This is a genomic window from Kitasatospora sp. NPDC049285 (assembly GCF_040678815.1).
Classification (GTDB): domain Bacteria; phylum Actinomycetota; class Actinomycetes; order Streptomycetales; family Streptomycetaceae; genus Kitasatospora.
The window spans coordinates 48,537-69,478 of the sequence record NZ_JBFAQR010000012.1 but is presented as its reverse complement, the minus strand read 5'-3'; the positions used below and the strand labels follow the sequence as shown (position 1 = coordinate 69,478).

Here is a 20,942-nt window from a genome sequence, read left to right as displayed (position 1 = left end):
CGGAACCATGAGGAGGAACGCCACGGGTCCGGCCGCGATGCTCCTCGCGGCCGCCCTGCTGTCCGCCTGCGGCCCGGACGGCGGGACGGCGCCCGCGCCGACCAGGACGCTCCAGGTCGGTGCCACGGCCTACTGGGGCGGCGACGTCATCGACCTGCAGAGCGCGTACGAGACCCGGCAGCCGGACGGACGGCCGGCGGTCGGTGTGCTCGTCGCGGCCACCCTCGCCGGGCCGGCGACCCTCGCCTCCGTCCGGCCGCACTACTTCCTGGAAACGCACGGGCAACCGCTGGCCGAGCTGACCGGCCCCGCCCCGTGGGGGGAGAACACGGCGACGGTGAGCGAGGGCGGCCTGCTCGAGGCCCGTGACCTCGGCGGCGCCGGGCAGCAACTGCACCTGGAGGACCTCTCGCTGGTGATCACCGCGCCGGGCAAGGTGCGGGCGGTCCTGCCGCTGGTACCCGGCGCGCCCGGAGCCGAACCGCTGGCCCCCGTACCGCTGCACGCCTCCGCCGACATCCTCGCCACCGGGCGGTACCGGCTCGCGCTGCACGCGGCCGAACTCCGCGGCGACTGCACGCTGAACGTCGGCGGCGGGAACCTCCCCGGGCGGCCGGTCAGCGCGTTGGACGCAGGCCGACACACCGTCACGGTCCAGTTCGACGTCCCGTTCGGCACCACCGGCGACGGCCTGGCCCTGCGGCTCACCCTGCCGGACGGTCGCACCCTCGCACCGACCGGGCCGCTGAACCTGATGGCCACGGGGGAGGGCATCCCCGGCTCCGGCAACCTGGCGGCCTGGTTCGACTTCGACGGACCGACCGCGGGACGCTACACGCTGACGGCGACCGACGCGGGGGCCGCGCCCGCCGCCATCACGCTGGAGTGAGCGACCTTGGAAAGCAAGGTAAGTGCCCCGAGTGGGATTCGAACCCACACCGTACGGTGTTTGAGACCGTTGCCTCTGCCGATTGGGCTATCGGGGCCCAGCGGATCGAAGGTCAAACCCCCACCGTGGTGAACCAAACATACCGTGTCTGGGTAGGCTCGTGCATGCAGCACCCCGCCGGACCGAGGAGCCCCGTGAGCACCGCCGACGAGCAGGCCCAGCCGCTTGACACCGACTCGCCCCAGATCACCCGAATCGTCATCGCCGAGGACGAGGCACTGATCCGCCTCGACCTCAAGGAGATGTTGGAGGAGGAGGGCTACACCGTGGTCGGTGAGGCCGGCGACGGTGAGACCGCGGTCCGGCTGGTCGAGGAGCTCAAGCCCGACCTCGCCATCCTGGACGTCAAGATGCCGGTCCTGGACGGCCTCTCCGCGGCCGAGCGGATCCACGAGGCGCACCTGGCGCCGGTGCTGATGCTCACCGCCTTCTCGCAGCGCGAACTGGTCGACCGGGCCCGCGACGCCGGGGCGATGGCCTACATCGTCAAGCCGTTCAGCAAGAGCGACCTGGTCCCGGCCATCGAGATGGCGGTCTCCCGCTACACCGAGATGCGCACCCTGGAGCAGGAGATCGCGGACCTCTCGCAGCGGCTGGAGACCCGCAAGCTGGTCGACCGGGCGAAGAGCGTGCTGCAGACCAAGTTCGGTCTGAACGAGCCCGCCGCGTTCCGCTGGATCCAGAAGACCTCGATGGACCGCCGGATGACCATGGCCGCGGTCGCCGAGGCCGTGATCGAGGAGGGTGCCGCCCAGGACCGCAAGAAGTCCGACGCGGCCGAGGGCTGAGCGAAGGCCCGCAGACGCGGCGAGCGCCCCACCCGGAAACCCGGGTGGGGCGCTCGCCCGTTGACGGGGGGTCAGTCCTCGCCGAGGTAGCTGCGGCGCACCGACTCGTCGCGCAGCAGCTCCGCGCCGGTGCCGGAGAGCGTGATGTGCCCGGTGGTCATCACGTACGCCCGGTCCGAGAGCGAGAGCGCGGCCTGCGCGTTCTGCTCGACCAGCAGGATGGTCATGCCGGACGCCTTCAGCTCCACGATGGTCGCCATGATCTTCTGCATCATCAGCGGGGAGAGGCCCATCGACGGCTCGTCCAGCATCAGCAGCTTCGGACGGGACATCAGCGCCCGGCCCATCGCCAGCATCTGCTGCTCGCCGCCGGAGAGGGTGCCGGCCGCCTGCTTGCGACGCTCGCCGAGGATCGGGAAGAGCGTGTAGGCGCGCTCCACGTCCTCGGTGATCCCGGCCGAGTCCTTCCGCAGGAAGGCGCCGAGCAGCAGGTTCTCCTCGATCGTCATCCGCGGGAAGATGTGCCGGCCTTCGGGGGAGTGGGCCATGCCCAGCGCGACGATCCGGTGCGCGGGCACCGTGTCGATCGCCGCCCCCTCGAACAGGATCTTGCCCGAGGTCGGCCGGAGCAGACCGGACAGGGTCCGCAGGGTGGTGGTCTTGCCGGCGCCGTTGGTGCCGATCAGGGTGGTGACCTCGCCCTGGTTGACGGTGAAGCTGATCCCCTTGACGGCCTCGATCTTGCCGTAGGCGACGCGGAGGTCCTCGACCTCGAGCAGAGCGGTCACTGGTCGGCCTCCGTAGCGGCGGTGGTTCCCTCGAGCGGAGCACCGAGGTAGGCGGTGATCACCCGCTCGTCGTTCTGGACCGTCTCCCGGTCGCCCTCGACGATCTTCTGACCCTGCACCAGCACCGCGGTGCGGTCGCACAGGTTGAAGATGAACTTCATGTCGTGCTCGATCACCAGGATCGCGATGCCCAGGTCCCGGATGGCGAAGACGAGTTCCTCCGCGGCCCGGGTCTCCTGCGGGTTCATGCCCGCGGTCGGTTCGTCGAGCAGCAGCAGGCCGGGCTCGCTGGCCAGCGCCCGGGCGATCTCCAGCTTGCGCTGCTCGCCGTAGGGCAGGTTGCGGGCCAGGTGCTCGGCCTTGCCCGCCAGGCCGCAGAACTCCAGCAGCTCCATCGCCCGGGCCCGGCTCTGCTGCTCGGCCCGCTTGTAGCCGGGACCGCGCAGGATGGCCGAGAACAGGCCCTCCTTGGTCCGGGTGTGCCGGCCGACCAGCACGTTCTCCAGCACCGTCATGTTGGAGAACAGCCGGATGTTCTGGAAGGTCCGGGCGATGCCGGCCTGGGTGACCAGGTGCGGCTTGGGCGGCAGCACCTGGCCGCGGTACGTCACGGTGCCCTCGGTCGGCACGTACAGGCCGGTCAGGCAGTTGAAGAAGGTGGTCTTGCCGGCGCCGTTCGGGCCGATCAGACCGACGATCTCACCCTGGCGGACCGTCAGGTCGACCTGGTTGACGGCGGTCAGGCCGCCGAAGCGCATCACCACGCCGGAGGCTTCCAGCACGGGTTCGGCGAGCGGCGCGGACGCCGGGGCGGGGGCGGTGTCGGTGGTCATGAGGTGCTCACGCCCCTGCCTTGGTCAGTGCTTCGTCGGTCGGCGCGCCGCCCTGCTCGGGCACCTGCGCCTCGTGGTACTCCAACTGCTGGCGGCGGTTGGCGATCAGGCCCTCCGGGCGGAAGCGCATCAGCAGGATCAGCGCGATGCCGAAGGCGAGCAGCTGGTACGACTGCAGGAACTGCAGCTTGGCCGGGATCAGGAAGAGCATCGCCGCGCCGACCAGCGGTCCGCTGATGGTGCCCATGCCGCCGAGGATCACCGCGGCGAGCAGGAAGGCGGAGTTCGGCGGGACGGCCCCGGCGAACTGGTACTGGTCGGGGGAGACCGCGCTGGCCACGTGGGCCTGCACGGCGCCGGCCAGGCCGGCCAGGGTGGCGCCGAGCGCGAAGGCGATCAGCTTGACCCGGAAGCCGTTGACGCCCATCGCCTCGGCGGCGGTCTCGTCCTCGCGGATGGCGACCCAGGCCCGGCCGATCCGGGAGTCGGCGACGCGGCTGAAGACGGTCACCACGATCGCGGTGGCCACCAGCATCAGCAGCAGGTAGTTGCCGAACTTGCCCAGGTGCAGGCCGAGGATGTCGTGCGGCTGGCCGAAGTCGAAGCCGAGCAGGTTGACGTCCGGGATGGCGGCGATGCCGTTCGGGCCGTTGGTCAGGCTCGGGCCGGAGTTGCCGTCCAGGTTGTTCATGGCGATCCGGAAGATCTCACCGAAGCCGAGGGTGACGATCGCCAGGTAGTCGCCGCGCAGCCGCAGGGTGGGTGCGCCGATCACCACGCCGAAGACCAGCGCGGCGGCCGCGCCGATCAGCACCGCGACCGGGAACGGCAGGTGCACGCCGCGGAAGACCGAGAACTGCGAGCCGGAGACCAGGGCCGCGGCGTACGCGCCGACGCCGAGGAAGGCCACGTAGCCGAGGTCCAGCAGGCCGGCCAGGCCGACCACCACGTTCAGGCCGAGCGCCACGGTCGCGAAGATCAGGATGTTGACCCCGATCAGCACGTACGTGTCGCCGCTCTGGGTGAACGGGAACGCGGCGGCCGCGGCGAAGGCCGCGCCGGTGGTCACCGCCCGGTGACGGGTGGTCAGCTCGCGCAGCCGGGCCACGGCGCCGGAGGCGTTCAGCGCGGCCGTGGCGAAGGCGGTCAGCAGCAGGAAGCCGATGAACAGCTCGCCGTACTCGGTGGAGATGCCGAAGTCGGCGGCGGCCAGGCCGACCGCGAAGACCGCGGTGACGATCAGGATCTCGACCCAGGAGCTGAGCTGCTTCGCGGCGGGCAGCGGGCGCTCGATCCGGCCGAGGCGCAGCAACCAGTCCGTCAGCAGCCCGATCTGGATCACCACGATGCCAACGGGCAGGGCGACGAAGAACCAGGCGTTCTCGCTGAAGATCGGCCGGATGCCGGTGGGGACCACGTCCAGCGCCCAGCCCTGTGCGAGGCCGATCCGGAACAGGACGGCCGCGGCGGCGACGGCGAACCACCACCACTGCAGGATGCGCAGCTTGACGGTGGTGCGGCGGTCCAGCGGCAGGCCGAGCGCGCCGGCCACGGCGAGCAGGGAGCCGAGCAGGACGACCCAGCCGCCGGGCTCCAGGTTGGCCAGGCCGCCGAGCTGGACGGCGATCGCGCCGGCCGAGTAGCCGCCGACCGCGAGGGTGCCGAGGGCGGCGAACAGCACGCCGTTGTTGCCGCCGGAGGGGCTCAGCCAGCGCAGGCCGGGCACCTGCGCGGCGGCCAGCGCCAGCAGGACGGTGAGCAGGCCGCCGACCAGGGCCAGCCACTGCAGGCCGGCCGGGGAGCCGTAGTAGGTGAGGTCGCCGGGGAAGGCGTCGGTCCAGGTCCAGGACATCAGCGCGGAGGCCGCCGCGAGGGCGCCGCCGGCCACCGTCGCGGCGCGCGCGGCGCCGACCGGAATCGGGAGGACGGGAGAAGTCTCGTGCGAAGCTGCGGAGTTGGTCATCTGCCTCACGCCCGGTCTGCGACGCGCTCGCCCAGCAGGCCCTGGGGCCTGACGAGCAGGACGACGATGAGAAGGACGAACGCCCACACGTTGGCCCAGGCGGCGCCGCCGAGCTGGTGCATGCCGGGGACGTTCTGGATGTACGCGGTGGCCATCGACTCGGCGACGCCGAGGACCAGCCCGCCGAGCATCGCGCCGTAGATGTTGCCGATGCCGCCGAGCACGGCGGCGGTGAAGGCCTTCAGGCCGGCGAGGAAGCCCATCATGAAGTCGACCTGGCCGTACCGCAGGCCGTGCGCGACGGCCGCGACGGCGGCGAAGGCCGCGCCGAGGGCGAAGGCGACCACGATGATGCGGTCGGTGTTGATGCCCATCAGCTTGGCGGTGTCCGGGTCCTGCGCGGTGGCCTGCATGGCGCGGCCGGTGCGGGTCAGCCGGACGAACGAGGCCAGGATGATCATGCACAGCGGTGCGGCGATCAGCAGGAACAGGTCGTTGCGCTGCAGGTGGAACGCGCCGAGGCTGATCGGGTCGCCGCTGAACTGCGGGAACGAGACGGCCTTCTTGGCGCCCGGGTAGAACGCCCAGACCAGCTGCTGCAGGGCGATCGACAGGCCGATCGCGGTGATCAGCGGGGCCAGCCGGGGCGCGGTGCGCAGCGGGCGGTAGGCGAACCGCTCCGCCGCGGTGGCGGTGAGCACGGAGGCGATCACGCCACCCACCAGCATGACCGGGAGCGCGACCCACAGCGGGGTGCCGTGGGGCAGCGCGGCGTACGACGTCAGCGCGCCGAAGCCGCCGATCATGAAGATCTCGCCGTGGGCGAAGTTGATCAGTTGGACGATGCCGTAGACCATCGTGTAGCCGACGGCGATCAGGCCGTACATCAGGCCCAGCATCAGGCCGTTGGCCAGGTTTTGCGGCAGTTCGTGCACCGCAGGCCTCCGTGGTTGGGGGATGGGAAAGGCGGGGGGCACTCGTGGCGCCCCCCGCCCGGACAACGCTGTGGTGACGAAGGGTCAGCCGGTGTAGGTGCCGCTCTTGACCGGGACCCACTTGTTGTCCTTGACGGTGTAGACCGTCAGCTGCTTGTTGGTGGTGTCGCCGTACTGGTCGAAGGAGACCTTGCCGGTGACGCCGTCGAAGCTGACCTTGCTCAGCGAGTCGATGACCTTGGCGCGCAGGTCGGTCGGGACCTTGCCGCCGTTGTCCGCGACGGCCTTCTTGACGGCCTCGATGATCGACCAGGCGGCGTCGAACGAGTAGCCGCCGTAGGCCGCGTACGGGTCCTTGTAGCCGGCCGCCTTGTAGTCGCTGATGAAGGTCTTGGCGGAGTCCAGCTCCTCGACCGGGGCGCCGACCGAGGTGGCCAGGTCGCCGTTGCTGTTGTTGTTCGACAGCTTGATGAACTCGTCGTCGTACAGGCCGTCGCCGCCGAACAGCGGGACCTTGGCGCCGGCCTTCTTGATCTGGTCGCTGAGCGGGCCGCCCTCGGGGTACTCGCCGCCGTAGTAGACCGAGTCGGCGCCGGAGGAGGCGACCTTGGTGGCGACCGCGGAGAAGTCCTTGTCGTCCGGGTTGATGTGGTCGGCGCCGACCACGGTGCCGCCGAGCTTCTTGAACTCCTCCTGGAAGATGGCGGCGAGGCCCGCGCCGTAGGTCTTCTTGTCGTCGATGACGTAGACCTTGGTCTTCTTCGCCTCGCTGTACAGGTACTGGGCGGCGAACTTGCCCTGCACCACGTCGGTGGTGGCGGTGCGGAAGTACGAGGCGTACGGGCGGACGAACTTGCTGCTGCCCCAGTCCGGGCCGAGGCTCAGCTGCGGGTTGGTGTTGGCCGGCGAGACCTGGGCCAGGTGGGCGTCGTTGAAGACCTTCTGCATGGTCAGCGAGACGCTGGAGTTCAGCGGGCCGACCACGCCGGCGACCTCGGACTTGCCGACCAGGGCGGTGGCGTTCTGCTGGCCCGAGGTCGGGTTGGCCTGGTCGTCCATCGCCTCGATGGCGAAGGTGACGCCGGGGACGGTCTTGTCCTTGTTGGCCTTGTTCACGGCCAGGTCGACCGAGTTCTTGATGCCCAGGCCCAGCGCGGACAGCTTGCCGGTGAGCGGGGCGTCGACGCCGATGACGACCTTCGTGCCGCCGGCCGCGCTGTCCGTGCCGGACTTGGCGCCGCGCGAGCCGCAGGCGGAGAGGGTGAGCGCTCCGGTGACTGCAATGGTCACGACAAGCAGTGAGCTCTTTCGCACGACGAGGGTCTCCTTCAGGGTCTGGAAGACACGCGCACAGGGCAGGCGGTGCCGGTCGCGCCCGGGCCGAGGCCCGAAAAGGGATATCCGACGGCGCGGTGACTGGCCGTGACTCTAAACCGCCGACGACGCCTCGGGCACTGGGCGCGGACAGGCTGTGATTCTCTTGTTATGAGTAGCGGTTGAATCCATCTCACATGCTGGATGGTGGTGCCACCCGGACCCCGGAATTCCGGGCCTCGTCTCGCTGTTCGGAAGGAGCCCACCGGTAACCCGCTGGTCATGGCGATGTTCACCGGTTATCGGACGGAAGTGTCCGCCGGGCTGGCCGTGGGCGTGCGCGTCCGATTATCGGAACCGGGGCAGGCGGAATGTATCGCCAGTGACAGGTCGCGGGCGTAGGAGTCGCCGAGAATCTGACTCACCGTCTCCATTGCGCGCGTGTTACGCAGCGTTACATCCAGGAATGGAAGTCCCGCGTCGGCCGGCGCGGCCGAGCAGTCGGTCACCTTCAGTCCCACCCGCAACTCCACCGAGGCGCCCGCCGGAACGGTCTGCGGCAGCCAGCCCGAGACCACCACCGACAGCCCCCGGTAGCCCTGGCTCACCCCGAGCACGTCCACCGGCGCGGCGCTCCCGTTGTGCGCCGTCAACTTCAGTGCGAAGTCCTCCTGCCCGAACGGCGCCGGACCGCCGTAGCCGAACCGCATCGCCTGCGAGGGGTACGGCGGCGGCGGAGGGGAGTTGGCGTCCTGCGCGGGCCGGTGCGCGGCGTGCCGGGCGGTCAGCGCGGCGGCGATCAGCAGCAACACCGAGACCAGGACTAGCTTCTGACGCCCACTCAGCAACGGCTGCTCGGGATCGTGAATGGGCCGCAGCGGCGTCCAGGTGCCCTCGCCCGCCTCCACCGGCCCGAGGAAACCCCCTGCGCTGCTTGGCAGTTCATCGTCCCCGGACATAGCGACGCCCCCTTGTCCAGCCAAGATTGCCCCTACCGGAGCACGGCCAAACCAAGGGGGCGCAGGGGGCGCGAACGACGCGGGCTACAGGTCGCGCAGCATGCAGGTGAGCCGGCAACTGGTGATGCGGCGGCCGGTGTCGTCGGTGACCGCGATCTCGTAGGTGGCGGCGGTGCGGCCCTTGAAGACCGCGGTGGCCACGCCCGTGACCAGGCCCGAGGTGGCCGAGCGGTGGTGGGTGGCGTTCAGGTCGACGCCCACCGCGTAGCGGCCCGGACCGGCGTGCAGCATCGCGCCGATCGACCCCAGGGTCTCCGCCAGCGCCGCCGACGCCCCGCCGTGCAGCAGCCCGTACGGCTGCTGGTTTCCCTCCACCGGCATGGTCCCGACCACCCGGTCCGGCGACGCCTCCACGATGGTGATGCCGAGCTTCTCGCCCAGGTGCCCGCCGGAGAAGGTCTCCGGGCTCACCCCCAGCTTGGCGAAGTGGTCCAGCACGTCCTGGGGCACTTTCAGTACGGGCGCCGCGTCGGTCATGGTGCTCCTGTTCGGGGTGTCACTTCCTCGTGCCCGTTGATCGTACGACTGTCTACCCGCCGGTAGGGAGGTGCTCCGCGCCGCTCCGGGAGATGTCGCCGGCTGCCCCTAGGATCTGAGGCGGCAGTGCAACCGGCAGGACAGGACGTGACGTGGCTACGCAGAGTGCAGGCAAGGGTACGGCCGAGCGGCCCCGACTGATGCTGCTGGACGGGCATTCGATGGCCTACCGGGCGTTCTTCGCGCTGCCGGTGGAGAACTTCTCCACCACCACCGGCCAGAGCACCAACGCGGTCTACGGCTTCACCTCGATGCTGGTCAACACCGTCCGCGACGAGGCGCCCACCCACCTCGCGGTCGCCTTCGACCTGTCCCGGCAGACCTTCCGCGCCGAGGAGTTCCCCGAGTACAAGGCGAACCGCGCCAAGACCCCCGACGAGTTCCGCAGCCAGGTCCCGCTGATCGGCGAACTCCTCGACGCCATGCGCATCCCGCGGATCACCGCCGAGGGCTACGAGGCCGACGACATCATCGCCACCCTCGCCACCGCCGCGGCGGCCGAGGGCTTCGAGGTGCTGATCGTCACCGGCGACCGCGACTCGCTCCAACTGGTCTCCGAGCACGTCACGGTGCTCTACCCGACCAAGGGCGTCTCCGAGCTGACCCGCTACACCCCGGAGAAGGTCGCCGAGAAGTACGGCGTCCAGCCGAACCAGTACCCCGACCTCGCGGCGCTGCGCGGCGACCCGTCCGACAACCTGCCCGGCATCCCCGGCGTCGGCGAGAAGACCGCCGCGAAGTGGGTCAACCAGTTCGGCTCCTTCGAGGAGTTGGTGAACCGGGCCGACGAGGTCAAGGGCAAGATCGGCGAGAAGCTCCGGGAGAACCTGGAGTCGGTGCAGCGCAACCGCAAGCTCACCGAGCTGGTGCGGGACGTCCGACTCCCGCTCGGTGTCGGCGACCTGGCCCGAGGCCCGTTCGACAAGGACGAGGTCGGCCGGCTGATGGAGGCGCTGGAGTTCCGCAACCCCAACTTCCGGGACCGGGTCCAGGGCATCGACCCGGCCGGTGCCGAGGGCGCCGCCGAGGCCGAGGCCGCCCCCGGCCCCGCCGTCGACGGCGACCTGCTGACCGTGCCCGGCGCGCTCGCCGCCTGGCTGGCCGAGCACACCGGCGAGGGCCGCACCGCGCTGGCCGCCGACTACACCTGGGCGCTCGGCAGCGGCCGGGTCACCGAGGTCGCGCTCGCCACCGGCACCGCCGCCGCCTGGTTCGACCCGAGCGCGCAGGAGGAGGACGACGACCGGGCCTTCACCGCCTGGCTCGCCGACCCCGCCCGGCCCAAGGCGCTGCACATCGCCAAGCAGGTGATGCGCGCCTTCGCCGAGCAGGGCTGGCAGTTCGCCGGCGTCACCGCCGACACCGCGCTCGCCGCGTACCTGGAGAAGCCCGGCCGCCGCGCCTTCACCCTCGACGTGCTCGCCGAGGAGTACCTGGCCCGCTCGCTGGCCCCCGCCGCCGAGGCCGAGACCGGCCAACTCACCTTCGACGCCGAGGAGTCCGACCCGACGGCCGGCGCCCAGGCGCTGATGACGCAGGCCCGCGCCGTCCACGACCTCGCCGAACTCTTCGACACCCGGCTCGCCGAGGTCGGCGCCGTCGAACTGTTCCACGACATGGAACTGCCGATCGCCGAACTGCTGGCCCGGATGGAGCGCTACGGCATCGCCGCCGACCGCGCCTGGCTGCAGGGCCTGGAGGCGCAGTTCGCCGCCGAGATCCAGCGCTGCGTCGAGGAGGCGCACGCCGCCGCCGGGCGCGAGTTCAACCTCGGCTCGCCCAAGCAGCTCCAGGAGATCCTGTTCGGCGACCTCGCGCTCCCCAAGACCAAGAAGATCAAGACCGGCTACACCACCGACGCCGACGCCCTCACCTGGCTGGCCGGCCAGACCGACAACGAACTGCCGGTCATCCTGCTGCGCCACCGCGACCAGGCCAAGCTGCGCACCACCGTCGAGGGCCTGCTCAAGACCGTCTCCCCGCATGGCCGGATCCACACCACCTTCAACCAGATGGTCGCCGCCACCGGTCGGCTCTCCTCGCAGGACCCCAACCTGCAGAACATCCCGGTCCGCACCGAGGAGGGCCGCGCCATCCGCCGCGCCTTCGTGGTCGGCGAGGGCTACGAGACGCTGCTCACCGCGGACTACTCGCAGATCGAACTGCGCATCATGGCGCACCTGTCCGAGGACGCCGCCCTGATCGAGGCCTTCGCCTCCGGCGAGGACCTGCACACCACCGTCGCCTCCCAGGTCTTCTCGGTCGCCCCCGGCGACGTCGACGCCGAGATGCGCCGCAAGATCAAGGCCATGTCGTACGGCCTCGCCTACGGCCTGTCGGCGTACGGCCTGTCCCAGCAGCTCGGCATCCGGCCCGCCGAGGCGCAGGGCCTGATGGACACCTACTTCGAGCGCTTCGGCGGCGTCCGCGACTACCTGCACAACGTGGTCGAGGAGGCCCGCGCGGTCGGGTACACCGAGACCCTGCTCGGCCGCCGCCGCTACCTGCCCGACCTCACCAGCGACAACCGCCAGCGCCGCGAGATGGCCGAGCGGATGGCCCTCAACGCGCCCATCCAGGGCTCCGCAGCCGACATCGTCAAGATCGCCATGCTCCGGGTCGACGAGGCGCTGCGCGACGCGAAGCTCTCCTCCCGGATGCTGCTCCAGGTGCACGACGAAATCGTGCTGGAGGTCGCCCCCGGCGAGCGCGAGCAGGTCGAGGCGGTCGTCCGCGAGCAGATGGCCGGCGCGTACCCGCTGCGCGCCCCGCTGGACGTCTCGGTCGGCGTCGGCGCCAACTGGGAGGCCGCCGCGCACTAAATCGCTTGCCGGGGATTGATCGACGAATCGACAATCGCCTGATGAGTGATCAACTTCCCACCCCCGCAGGCACGTTCGCCGACAAGCCGACGCTGACGGGGGAGCGGGTCCTGCTCCGGCCGGTCCGGCCGGAGCAGGACCTGCCCATGCTCCGCGCCGTGATCCAGGACCCGGAGGTGCTCCGCTACACCTCCGCCTCCTACACCCCCGTGCCGCCGCCCTGGGACGACGCGATGGAGCGGCGCGTCCAGGACTGGTACACCACCCGCAACGACCAGCCGGACCGGCTCGACCTGATCATCGTCGACCGCGCCACCGGCCGCGGCGTCGGCGAGGTCGTCCTCAACGAGTGGGACGCCCCCAACCGCGCCTGCAACCTCCGCATCGCCATCGGCCCCGACGGCCGCGACCGCGGCCTCGGCACCGAAGCCGTCCGCCTCCTCACCGACCACGCCATCCGCACCCTCGGCCTCAACCGGGTCTCGCTCTCCGTCTACGCCTTCAACGCCCGCGGCCGACGGGCCTACGAGAAGGCCGGCTTCCGCGTCGAGGGCATCCGCCGCCAGGTCCTGCGCTGGGGCGACGAGTGGATCGACGACATCGACATGGCGGTGCTCGCGGAGGAGTGGCACTGACCCGCTAGGCTGCGCGCGCCGATTCGGGTACGTCGTGGGGTGGAGCAGTGAACGTCTTGCAGGTCAGGGGCCGCCAGGTGGGGATCGCCGTCGCGGCCGCCGCGGTGGTGACCGGCGGCGCGGTGTGGGCGGCGACCCCGACCTCGGGCGGTCCGCACCCGCTACCGCTGCCGGCCGCGAGCTCCGCACCCGCGACGCCGAGCGACAGCCCCACGCCGACGCCCTCGCCCACCCTGTCACCGACGCCTTCGCCGACGCCGAGTCCCGACCCCGCGACGCCCACCACCACGCCGCAGGCGACGGCAGCCAAGGCGCACGCGTCGAAGACGCCGATCACCGAGGTGACCCCGGGCACGCACTGCAACTGCGACAACACCACGCCGTCGCGCAATCCCGACTGCCACTACGACGCGCAGGGGCGGCTGATGGCCTGCGGGCCGATCCTGTCGCTCAGCCCGCTGCCCAACCCCGCGGCGTCCCCTTCGCGCTTCACCGCCGGCACGGTGCCCCCCGGGGCTCGTCTCTGACCCGGCGTCACTTCCGCGGATTGGCCCGCCTGGTGGGCTCTGCGGTGGTGGGGTCCTCGGGCCAGGGGTGGCGGGGGTAGCGGCCGCGGAGGTCGGCGCGGACGGCGCGGTAGCCCTCGCGCCAGAAGACCGCGAGGTCGCCGGTGACGGCGGCGGGGCGGCCGGCGGGGGAGAGCAGGTGGACGGTGAGCGGGACGCGGCCGTCGGCGAGGGCCGGGGCGGCGTCCCAGCCGAACAGCTCCTGGAGCTTGACGGCCAGCACCGGGCGGTCGCCCGCGTAGTCGACCCGGATCCGGCTGCCGCTGGGCACGGTGATCCGCTCCGGGGCCAGCTCCTCCAGCCGGCCGGCCTGGCCGCTCGCCCACGGCAGCAGCCGCTGCAGGGCACTCGCGGTGTCGATCCGCTCCAGGTCGGCCCGCCGCCGGGCCCTGGACAGCTCCGGTTCCAGCCACGCGTCCGCCGCCGCGAGCAGCGCCGCGTCGCTGACGTCCGGCCAGGGCTCGCCGATCGTCCGGTGCAGGAACGCCAGCCGCTCGCGCAGCCCGGTGCCCGCCTGAGACCAGCCCAGCAGCGCGCCGACGCCCTCGCGCGTCAGCCCGTCCAGCAGTGCGGCCCGCACCAGCGCCGGATCCGGATCGGTGAGGGGCGCCGCCGCCAGTTCGACCGCGCCGAGCGTCTCCACCCGACGGGCCGTCACCTCCCGCTGCCGCAGCGACCAGGCGACCTCCGCACGGGAGTCCAGCAGCGCCCCGGCCGCCTGCCGCGCCGTCGCCTCGTCGATCGCCACGGCCCGCAGCACCCGCGCCGAGGGCGCCCCGGCGGGCCGGTCCGCCACCGCGACGGCCAGCCAGCCGCCGGCCGGCAGCCGGGAGCCCGCCATCAGCTGCGCCGCCGTCCCGGACACCATCAGGTACGAGCCCTCCCCGCCGTCCCGGGCCCTGGCCACCCGCTCCGGATACGCCAGTCCGACGATCAGCCCGGCCGCCACGGCGTCGGGGCCGCCCACTGACACGGCGTCACGGCCGGGACCCTGCGGGGCTGCCACCGCGCCCTCGTCCGCCGCCGCGCCCGCCTCGCGGAGCGCCCGCTCCAGCCGCCGGGTCTCGTCCTTCCAGCGCCGCGCGTAGGGGTCGTCGCCGCGGCGGACGGTGCGCCAGATCTCCGTCAGGTCGTCGCCGAGGGCGCGCGGCGGCTCCTCGGAGAGCAGGGCGACCAGTTCGGCGGCGCGGCGCGGACCGACCGCGGGCGCGCCGTCGAGCAGGGCGCGGGCCAGCCGGGGGTGCAGGCCGGTGCGGGCGATGGCGCGGCCGCGGTCGGTGGGGCGGCCGGCGGCGTCGGTGGCGGCGAGCGCCCGCAGGGTGGCCCGGGCGGCGGCCAGGGCGCCGGGCGGGGGCGGGTCGGGGAGGGTGAGCCCGGTGGTCTCGGGGTCGCCCCAGCAGGCGGCCTGCAGGGCGAAGGAGGTGAGGTCGGCGAGGGCGATCTCGGGGGTGGGGAAGCGCGCGGCCCGGGCGTCCTCCACCTCGGCCCAGCACCGGTACACGGTGCCCGGCGCCTCGCGTCCGGCCCGGCCCGCGCGCTGCCGGGCGGCGGCCAGCGAGGCGCGCACGGTGACCAGCCCGGACAGTCCGCGGGCGTGGTCGGTGCGCGGTTCGCGGGCCAGCCCGGAGTCGACCACCACCCGCACGCCCGGCACGGTCAGCGAGGACTCCGCGACCGAGGTGGCGAGCACCACCCGCCGCCGGTCCCCGGGGGTCAGCGCCGCGTCCTGCACGGCCTGCGCCGCCTGCCCGTGCAGCTGCAGCACCTCGACGCCGTCCAACTGCTGCGCCACCCGGGCGATCTCGCCGACGCCGGGCAGGAAGCACAGCACGTCGCCGGCCCGTTCGGCGAGCGCCCGGCGGACCGTCGCCGCGACGTGCGCCAGCAGCGCCGGGTCGACCCTGGTGCCGTGCGGCGGACGGACGGTGCCGGGCGGCGGCGCCCACACCGTGTGCACCGGGTGCGAGACGCCCTCGGCGGCCACCACCGGTGCGCCGCCGAGCAGTTCGGCCCAGGCGGCGGTGTCGGAGGTGGCCGAGGCCAGTACCAGCTGCAGCTCCGGCCGCAGCGCGGCGCGGACGTCCAGCAGGAAGGCGAGGGCGGTGTCGGCGTCCAGGTGCCGCTCGTGGCACTCGTCGAGGACCACCAGGTCGACCCCCGGCAGTTCGGGGTCGCGCTGCAGGCGCTGCAGCAGGACGCCGGTGGTGACCACCTCGACCCGGGTGCCGGGGCCGGCCCGCCGCTCGCCGCGCACCGTGAAGCCGACCTCCCCCAGCCCCAAGGGGGGCTGGGAGGTACCCCCACCGCCGACCGGCTCGCCCAGCAGCCACGCCATCCGCCGGGCCGCGGCCCGCACGGCCAGCCGGCGCGGTTCGGCGACCAGCACCCGGCGCGGCGGCCCGGGGAAGGCGGCCACCAGCCCGGCCAGGGCGAGCGGCACCAGGGTGGTCTTGCCGGTGCCGGGCGGCGCGGACAGCACCGCGACGCCGTGCTCCGCCAGCGCGCCGGCCAGCCCGGGCAGTGCGGAGCGGACCGGCAGTTCGAGCCCCCCGGGTCGCACTGCGCTCAGCCGTCCCGGCGGGAGACGAAGATCGCCGTCCCGGGCAGGTGCCGGCCGCGCAGCGGGCTCCAGCCGCCCCACTCCTGCTCCAGCTCCTCGGGCCACTCGGGCTCCACCAGGTCCAGCAGCGTGAACCCGGCCGCCACCAGCTCCCGGACCCGGTCGCCCACCGTGCGGTGGTGCTCGACGTAGGTGGCCCGGCCCTGCTCGTCCTGCTCCACGTACGGCGTGCGGTCGAAGTACGAGGAGCTGGCGGTCAGCCCCTCCACGCCGGGCTCGTCCGGGAACGCCCAGCGGATCGGGTGGGTCACCGAGAACACCCAGCGCCCGCCGGGCCGCAGCACCCGGTGCACCTCGCGCATCAGGGCGGCGGTGTCCGCGCTGAACGGCACCGCGCCGTACGCCGAGCAGGCCAGGTCGAACGAGCGGTCCGCGAACGGCAGGACGGCGGCGTCCGCCTGCACCACCGCGACAGGCTCCAGGCCGCGGCCCAGGTCGATCCGGCGGGAGTGCTGCAGCTGCCGGTAGGAGATGTCCAGCGCCACCGGACGGGCGCCGCGGGCGGCCAGCCAGCGCGAGCACTGCGCGGCGCCGGAGCCGATCTCCAGCACGTCCCGGCCCTTCAGCTCCGCCGGGTCGCCGAGCAGCCGCACGTCGGCCTCGTCCACCCCCTCCGGGCACCAGGTGAACCGGTCGTCCCCGAGGAACTCCCCGTGCTCGTCCTGGTACTCGTCCGCGTTGCGGTCCCACCAGTGCCGGCTGGCCCGGCTCGACTCGTCCGCCCCGGCCTCCCGCCGCAACGCCTCGTCGCCGTCGTCCTCCTCCTCCGCCTCCCCGTCGTACACGGCGGGGACCTCGTACCCGGCCGGGTCGTAGTCGCGGGGCTCGTCGGAACCGGGGGCGGTGGAGTGGGTCATGGAGTCCGTCACGTAGGCTAGGGGCTGCGGAAGCGCTGCTGCACGGTACCGGGCCTGTACGGGGATCGGGACGGGCACGTGGCATCCGGGGTAGGGCCGGCCGGGGCCGCCGTGAGGTGCGCATTCGGAGGATATGGCCTGATCCATCCCGGCCTCTACCGGTCTCGCCAGCTTCGGCGTTGACCGTGCCTGGGTGTCCCCGTATGCTACAAGTTGCGCTGCGGGCCTGCGCGCCTCGGACGGAGCAGGTCGCGCTCGCATCTGTCGAAGACCCCAACGGTCGTCGGACGGACACCGGGATTCCGATCGTAGAGATCGATTCGGTGGCCGTTTTCTGGCCTGCACGGCTTTCGGTGGGAGCGATCAGGGCCCCCCGCGTGGCATTACCTACGACTTCTTGTCCGTACCGGAGCCCTTTTCCTAATGACGAGCCCCACCGACACCTCTGTCAGCACCACCCCGCAGGTTGCGGTCAACGACATCGGCGACGCCGAGGCCTTCCTCGCCGCCATCGACGAGACCATCAAGTACTTCAACGACGGCGACATCGTTGAGGGCGTCATCGTGAAGGTCGACCGTGACGAGGTGCTCCTCGACATCGGTTACAAGACCGAGGGTGTCATCCCGTCCCGCGAGCTCTCGATCAAGCACGACGTCGACCCCCACGAGGTTGTCTCCGTTGGCGACAACATCGAGGCCCTGGTTCTCCAGAAGGAGGACAAGGAGGGTCGCCTCATCCTGTCCAAGAAGCGTGCGCAGTACGAGCGCGCCTGGGGCACGATCGAGAAGATCAAGGAAGAGGACGGCATCGTCACCGGTACCGTCATCGAGGTCGTCAAGGGTGGTCTCATCCTCGACATCGGCCTCCGCGGCTTCCTCCCGGCCTCGCTGGTCGAGATGCGCCGCGTCCGCGACCTCCAGCCCTACGTGGGCAAGGAGCTCGAGGCGAAGATCATCGAGCTGGACAAGAACCGCAACAACGTGGTCCTGTCCCGCCGTGCGTGGCTGGAGCAGACCCAGAGCGAGGTCCGTCAGACCTTCCTCACCACCCTGCAGAAGGGTCAGGTGCGCTCCGGCGTCGTCTCCTCGATCGTCAACTTCGGTGCGTTCGTCGACCTCGGCGGCGTCGACGGTCTGGTGCACGTCTCCGAGCTGTCCTGGAAGCACATCGACCACCCGAACGAGGTTGTCGAGGTCGGCCAGGAGGTCACCGTCGAGGTTCTCGACGTGGACATGGACCGCGAGCGCGTCTCCCTGTCGCTGAAGGCGACCCAGGAGGACCCGTGGCAGCAGTTCGCCCGGACCCACCAGATCGCCCAGGTCGTCCCGGGTAAGGTCACCAAGCTGGTTCCGTTCGGTGCGTTCGTCCGCGTGGACGAGGGCATCGAGGGCCTGGTCCACATCTCCGAGCTGGCCGAGCGCCACGTCGAGATCCCGGAGCAGGTCGTCCAGGTCGGCGACGAGATCTTCGTCAAGGTCATCGACATCGACCTCGAGCGTCGTCGCATCAGCCTCTCGCTGAAGCAGGCCAACGAGTCCCTCGGTGCCGACCCGGCGTCGGTCGAGTTCGACCCGACCCTGTACGGCATGGCCGCCTCGTACGACGACCAGGGCAACTACATCTACCCGGAGGGCTTCGACCCCGAGGCGAACGACTGGCTGCCCGGCTTCGAGAAGCAGCGCGAGGAGTGGGAGCGGCAGTACGCCGAGGCCCAGACCCGCTTCGAGCAGCACCAGGCCCAGGTCATCAAGTCCCGCGAGGCGGACGCGGCTGCTGCCGCCGAGGCCGGCGAGGAGGCCCCGGTGTCCGGTGGCGGCTCGTACTCCTCCAGCAGCGACGAGGGCTCCGGCGCTCTCGCTTCGGACGAGGCCCTGGCGGCCCTGCGCGAGAAGCTGGCCGGCGGCCAGAGCTGAACAGGCTCCGCGCATCGGCTGAATAGCTGAGAAGCCCCCACCCGAGAGGTTTTCGGGTGGGGGCTTCGGCGTACCCGGGGATCTTAAGTGCCTTTTATGTGAAGGAAATTGTGAGATGAGGCTCATCGTCCGTCTATAGGACGAACATGCCGCTGCGCCTACATTGAGAGGACTTGTCCGAAAGGCTCCCGCTTATGCGCAGCAGGTCCCGCTCCACTGCCGAGGTCCAGGTTTCCGGTCGGCTGGCCGCTCTTGGTCGCGTGTGCTTCCGCCACCGCCGTTGGGTGCTGGCGTTCTGGGCGGTGGTGCTGGCCGTGGGGGTGCTGATCGGCGGCCGGGTGTTCGAGGGGTCGGTGGCGGCGACCGGGAGCGGCGGGTCGGAGTCGGCGCGCGGCGGGAACGTGGTGCAGGCCGCGGATCCGGTGAAGGGGACCGTCAGCGCGGTGGTGGACGGGCCGGGCGTCGCGGACGAGGGCGTCAAGGCGGCCGTGCAGGCGGCGAGTTCGGACGTCTCGAAGCTGCCGGGCGTGGTCTCGGTGGCGAACACGTACTCGACCGGCGGTCAGCTGACCGCGAGCGACGGCAAGGCCTCGCTGGTGAGCGTGCGGATGGCGGACGGGTCGACCAGCGGGCAGCTGGGCGCCGTGACCGACCGGCTGGAGCAGATCACCGCGTCGGGGGCGCACACCGTGGTCGGCGGCGACCTGGTGCTGCAGCAGGAGGTCAAGCAGCAGACGGCGAAGGACACCCGTTTCGGGGAGATCGTCACGCTGCCGTTGACGTTGATCGTGATGGTGCTGGTGTTCGGCGGGCTGGCCGCGGCGGGGCTGCCGGGGATCGGGGCGATCGCCTCGGTCGGCGGGGCGCTGCTGGCGATGTTCGGTTTCAGCCAGATCATGGACATCGACACGAGCGTGCTGCCGATCGCGACGGTGCTGGGGCTGGGCCTGTCGATCGACTACGCGCTGCTGATGGTGAACCGGTTCCGGGAGGAACGCGGGCACGGGGCGACGATCGCCCAGGCGGTGGAGCGCACCGCGGCGACCGCAGGCCGGACGGTGGCGTTCTCCGGGCTGACCGTGGCGGTGGCGCTGAGCGGGCTGTTCGTCTTCACCAGCCCGGTGTTCCGGGCGGTGGCCGCGGCCGGGGTGAGCGTGGTGGTGATCGCGGTGGCGGCGGCGCTGACGCTGGTGCCGGCGCTGCTGGGCTTCGTCGGCGGGCGGATCAAGGCGCCGACCGCGCCCGTCCCGGACGAGGGGTTCTTCTCGCGGACGGTGCGCCGGGTGCAGAAGCGTGCGATCCCCGTGATGCTGGCGTGCGTGGCGCTGCTGCTGGCCGCCGGGGCGCCGTTCCTGGGGTCGCACTTCCGGAACTCGGGCGCCGACGTGCTGCCGAAGAACTTCGCCTCCCGGCAGGTCGCCGAGGCGGTCCAGCAGCGCTTCCCGGACCAGGCCCCCGCGCCGGTGCAGGTGGTCGTCGAGGGCACTCCGCAGCAGGCGCAGCAGTACGCGGACTCCGTGGTGGCGAAGCTGCCCGGCGTGTCGGGCGTCCGCGCGGTGGTCCCGGTCTCGGACCGGGTGAGCACGGTGGACGTGCTGGTCAAGGGCGACCCGCAGGGCGCCGAGGCGAAGCGGGTGGTCGGTGAGCTGCGCGCCGAGCGCGGCGGGCTGGCCACGTACGTGACGGGTGACGCCGCGTCGCTGGTGGACTTCCAGCACGAGATCGGGACCCGCGGGCCGTGGGCGCTCGGGCTGGTGGCGGCGGGCACGCTGGTGCTGCTGTTCATGATGACCGGCTCGGTGGTGCTGCCGGTGAAGGCGCTGCTGATGAACGTGCTCTCGCTGGGCGCGTCGCTGGGCGCGCTGACCCTGGTGTTCCAGCACGGCTACTTCAGCGGGCTGCTCGGGTTCACCCCGACCGGCGGGCTGGAGACGGTGATCCCGGTGCTGGTCTTCGCCTTCGCGTTCGGGTTGTCGATGGACTACGAGGTCTTCCTGCTGTCCCGGATCAAGGAACTGCACGACCAGGGATACGACTGCGCCAAGTCCGTGGAACTGGGCCTGCAGCGCAGCGGCCGGATCATCACCTCGGCCGGGCTGCTGATGGTGATCGTGTTCGCCGGGTTCGCCGCCGGGCAGATGCTGATGGTCAAACAGATGGGCATCGCCCTGGCGGTCGCCGTCGCGGTGGACGCCACCCTGGTGCGCACGCTGCTGGTGCCCGCCACCATGACCCTGTTCGGCCGGCTCAACTGGTGGGCGCCGGCGCCGCTGCGCCGCCTGCACCGGATCATCGGGCTGGACGAGCACGTCGAACTGCCGCCGCTGCAGCCGGTGGTGCTGCCGGCGCCGCGCCCCGCGATGGACCCCGAACTGGCGGGCGTCGCACGCTGATCGGCCTGA

General features: G+C 71.9%; 16 protein-coding genes and 1 tRNA gene. 7 read left to right on the top strand and 10 right to left on the bottom strand.

What is annotated here, in order from left to right; translation table 11 throughout:
- Nucleotides 1–7 precede the first annotated feature (7 nt).
- Nucleotides 8–889: a hypothetical protein gene (locus tag AB0K51_RS11225; protein ID WP_363453015.1), complete on the top strand. Its 882-nt coding sequence runs from the start codon at nucleotides 8–10 to the stop codon at nucleotides 887–889.
- A 23-nt stretch (nucleotides 890–912) separates the two neighbouring features.
- Here AB0K51_RS11225 and AB0K51_RS11220 read toward each other — a convergent pair.
- Nucleotides 913–986 (bottom strand) — tRNA-Leu (locus tag AB0K51_RS11220).
- A gap of 97 nt (nucleotides 987–1,083) precedes the next feature.
- On the opposite strand from AB0K51_RS11220, the gene AB0K51_RS11215 reads away from it, so the two are divergent.
- Nucleotides 1,084–1,737, top strand: coding sequence for a response regulator (locus tag AB0K51_RS11215; RefSeq protein ID WP_363453013.1), 654 nt, complete (start codon nucleotides 1,084–1,086; stop codon nucleotides 1,735–1,737).
- A 71-nt stretch (nucleotides 1,738–1,808) separates the two neighbouring features.
- On the opposite strand, the gene AB0K51_RS11210 is transcribed toward AB0K51_RS11215, so the two are convergent.
- The 7 genes from AB0K51_RS11210 to AB0K51_RS11180 all read right to left on the bottom strand — a co-directional run bounded on the left by AB0K51_RS11210 (nucleotide 1,809) and on the right by AB0K51_RS11180 (nucleotide 9,066).
- A complete protein-coding gene (locus tag AB0K51_RS11210) occupies nucleotides 1,809–2,525 on the bottom strand; it encodes an ABC transporter ATP-binding protein (protein ID WP_363453011.1) in 717 nt (238 codons plus the stop codon).
- Entirely contained in the window at nucleotides 2,522–3,358 is an 837-nt protein-coding gene (locus AB0K51_RS11205; RefSeq protein ID WP_363453009.1) for an ABC transporter ATP-binding protein, read from the bottom strand. Before AB0K51_RS11205 ends, AB0K51_RS11210 begins: the two co-directional genes overlap by 4 nt.
- Before the next feature lie 7 nt (nucleotides 3,359–3,365).
- Entirely contained in the window at nucleotides 3,366–5,321 is a 1,956-nt protein-coding gene (locus AB0K51_RS11200; protein ID WP_363453007.1) for a branched-chain amino acid ABC transporter permease, read from the bottom strand.
- 5 nt (nucleotides 5,322–5,326) lie between these two features.
- Complete coding sequence (locus tag AB0K51_RS11195; protein ID WP_363453005.1) at nucleotides 5,327–6,256, bottom strand: branched-chain amino acid ABC transporter permease; 930 nt, start codon at nucleotides 6,254–6,256, stop codon at nucleotides 5,327–5,329.
- 84 nt (nucleotides 6,257–6,340) lie between these two features.
- Nucleotides 6,341–7,570: a branched-chain amino acid ABC transporter substrate-binding protein gene (locus AB0K51_RS11190; protein WP_363453003.1), complete on the bottom strand. Its 1,230-nt coding sequence runs from the start codon at nucleotides 7,568–7,570 to the stop codon at nucleotides 6,341–6,343.
- 299 nt (nucleotides 7,571–7,869) lie between these two features.
- Nucleotides 7,870–8,529: a Tat pathway signal sequence domain protein gene (locus AB0K51_RS11185; protein WP_363453001.1), complete on the bottom strand. Its 660-nt coding sequence runs from the start codon at nucleotides 8,527–8,529 to the stop codon at nucleotides 7,870–7,872.
- An 84-nt stretch (nucleotides 8,530–8,613) separates the two neighbouring features.
- The gene (locus AB0K51_RS11180; protein WP_014135167.1) at nucleotides 8,614–9,066 is read right to left on the bottom strand and encodes a hotdog fold thioesterase; all 453 of its coding nucleotides are present in this window, start codon (nucleotides 9,064–9,066) and stop codon (nucleotides 8,614–8,616) included.
- A 200-nt stretch (nucleotides 9,067–9,266) separates the two neighbouring features.
- Here AB0K51_RS11180 and polA point away from each other — a divergent pair, with 200 nt between their 5' ends.
- The 3 genes from polA to AB0K51_RS11165 are packed head-to-tail and all read left to right on the top strand — an operon-like array spanning nucleotide 9,267 to nucleotide 13,110.
- Nucleotides 9,267–11,948: a DNA polymerase I gene (polA, locus tag AB0K51_RS11175; RefSeq protein ID WP_363453131.1), complete on the top strand. Its 2,682-nt coding sequence runs from the start codon at nucleotides 9,267–9,269 to the stop codon at nucleotides 11,946–11,948.
- A gap of 41 nt (nucleotides 11,949–11,989) precedes the next feature.
- A complete protein-coding gene (locus AB0K51_RS11170) occupies nucleotides 11,990–12,583 on the top strand; it encodes a GNAT family protein (protein WP_363452999.1) in 594 nt (197 codons plus the stop codon).
- 47 nt (nucleotides 12,584–12,630) lie between these two features.
- Nucleotides 12,631–13,110, top strand: a complete 480-nt coding sequence (locus tag AB0K51_RS11165) for a hypothetical protein (protein ID WP_363452997.1) — start codon at nucleotides 12,631–12,633, stop codon at nucleotides 13,108–13,110.
- 7 nt (nucleotides 13,111–13,117) lie between these two features.
- On the opposite strand, the gene hrpB is transcribed toward AB0K51_RS11165, so the two are convergent.
- Both hrpB and AB0K51_RS11155 read right to left on the bottom strand, forming a co-directional pair.
- Nucleotides 13,118–15,709 carry an ATP-dependent helicase HrpB gene (hrpB, locus tag AB0K51_RS11160; RefSeq protein ID WP_363452995.1) on the bottom strand — a complete coding sequence of 864 codons (2,592 nt, stop codon included), beginning with the start codon at nucleotides 15,707–15,709 and terminating at the stop codon, nucleotides 13,118–13,120.
- 5 nt (nucleotides 15,710–15,714) lie between these two features.
- Nucleotides 15,715–16,626: a class I SAM-dependent methyltransferase gene (locus AB0K51_RS11155; RefSeq protein ID WP_363452993.1), complete on the bottom strand. Its 912-nt coding sequence runs from the start codon at nucleotides 16,624–16,626 to the stop codon at nucleotides 15,715–15,717.
- A gap of 423 nt (nucleotides 16,627–17,049) precedes the next feature.
- On the opposite strand from AB0K51_RS11155, the gene rpsA reads away from it, so the two are divergent.
- A complete protein-coding gene (gene rpsA, locus AB0K51_RS11150; protein WP_363452991.1) occupies nucleotides 17,050–18,540 on the top strand; it encodes a 30S ribosomal protein S1 in 1,491 nt (496 codons plus the stop codon).
- Nucleotides 18,541–18,800: 260 nt separating this feature from the next.
- Nucleotides 18,801–20,933 carry an MMPL family transporter gene (locus AB0K51_RS11145; RefSeq protein WP_363452989.1) on the top strand — a complete coding sequence of 711 codons (2,133 nt, stop codon included), beginning with the start codon at nucleotides 18,801–18,803 and terminating at the stop codon, nucleotides 20,931–20,933.
- Nucleotides 20,934–20,942: the final 9 nt, after the last annotated feature.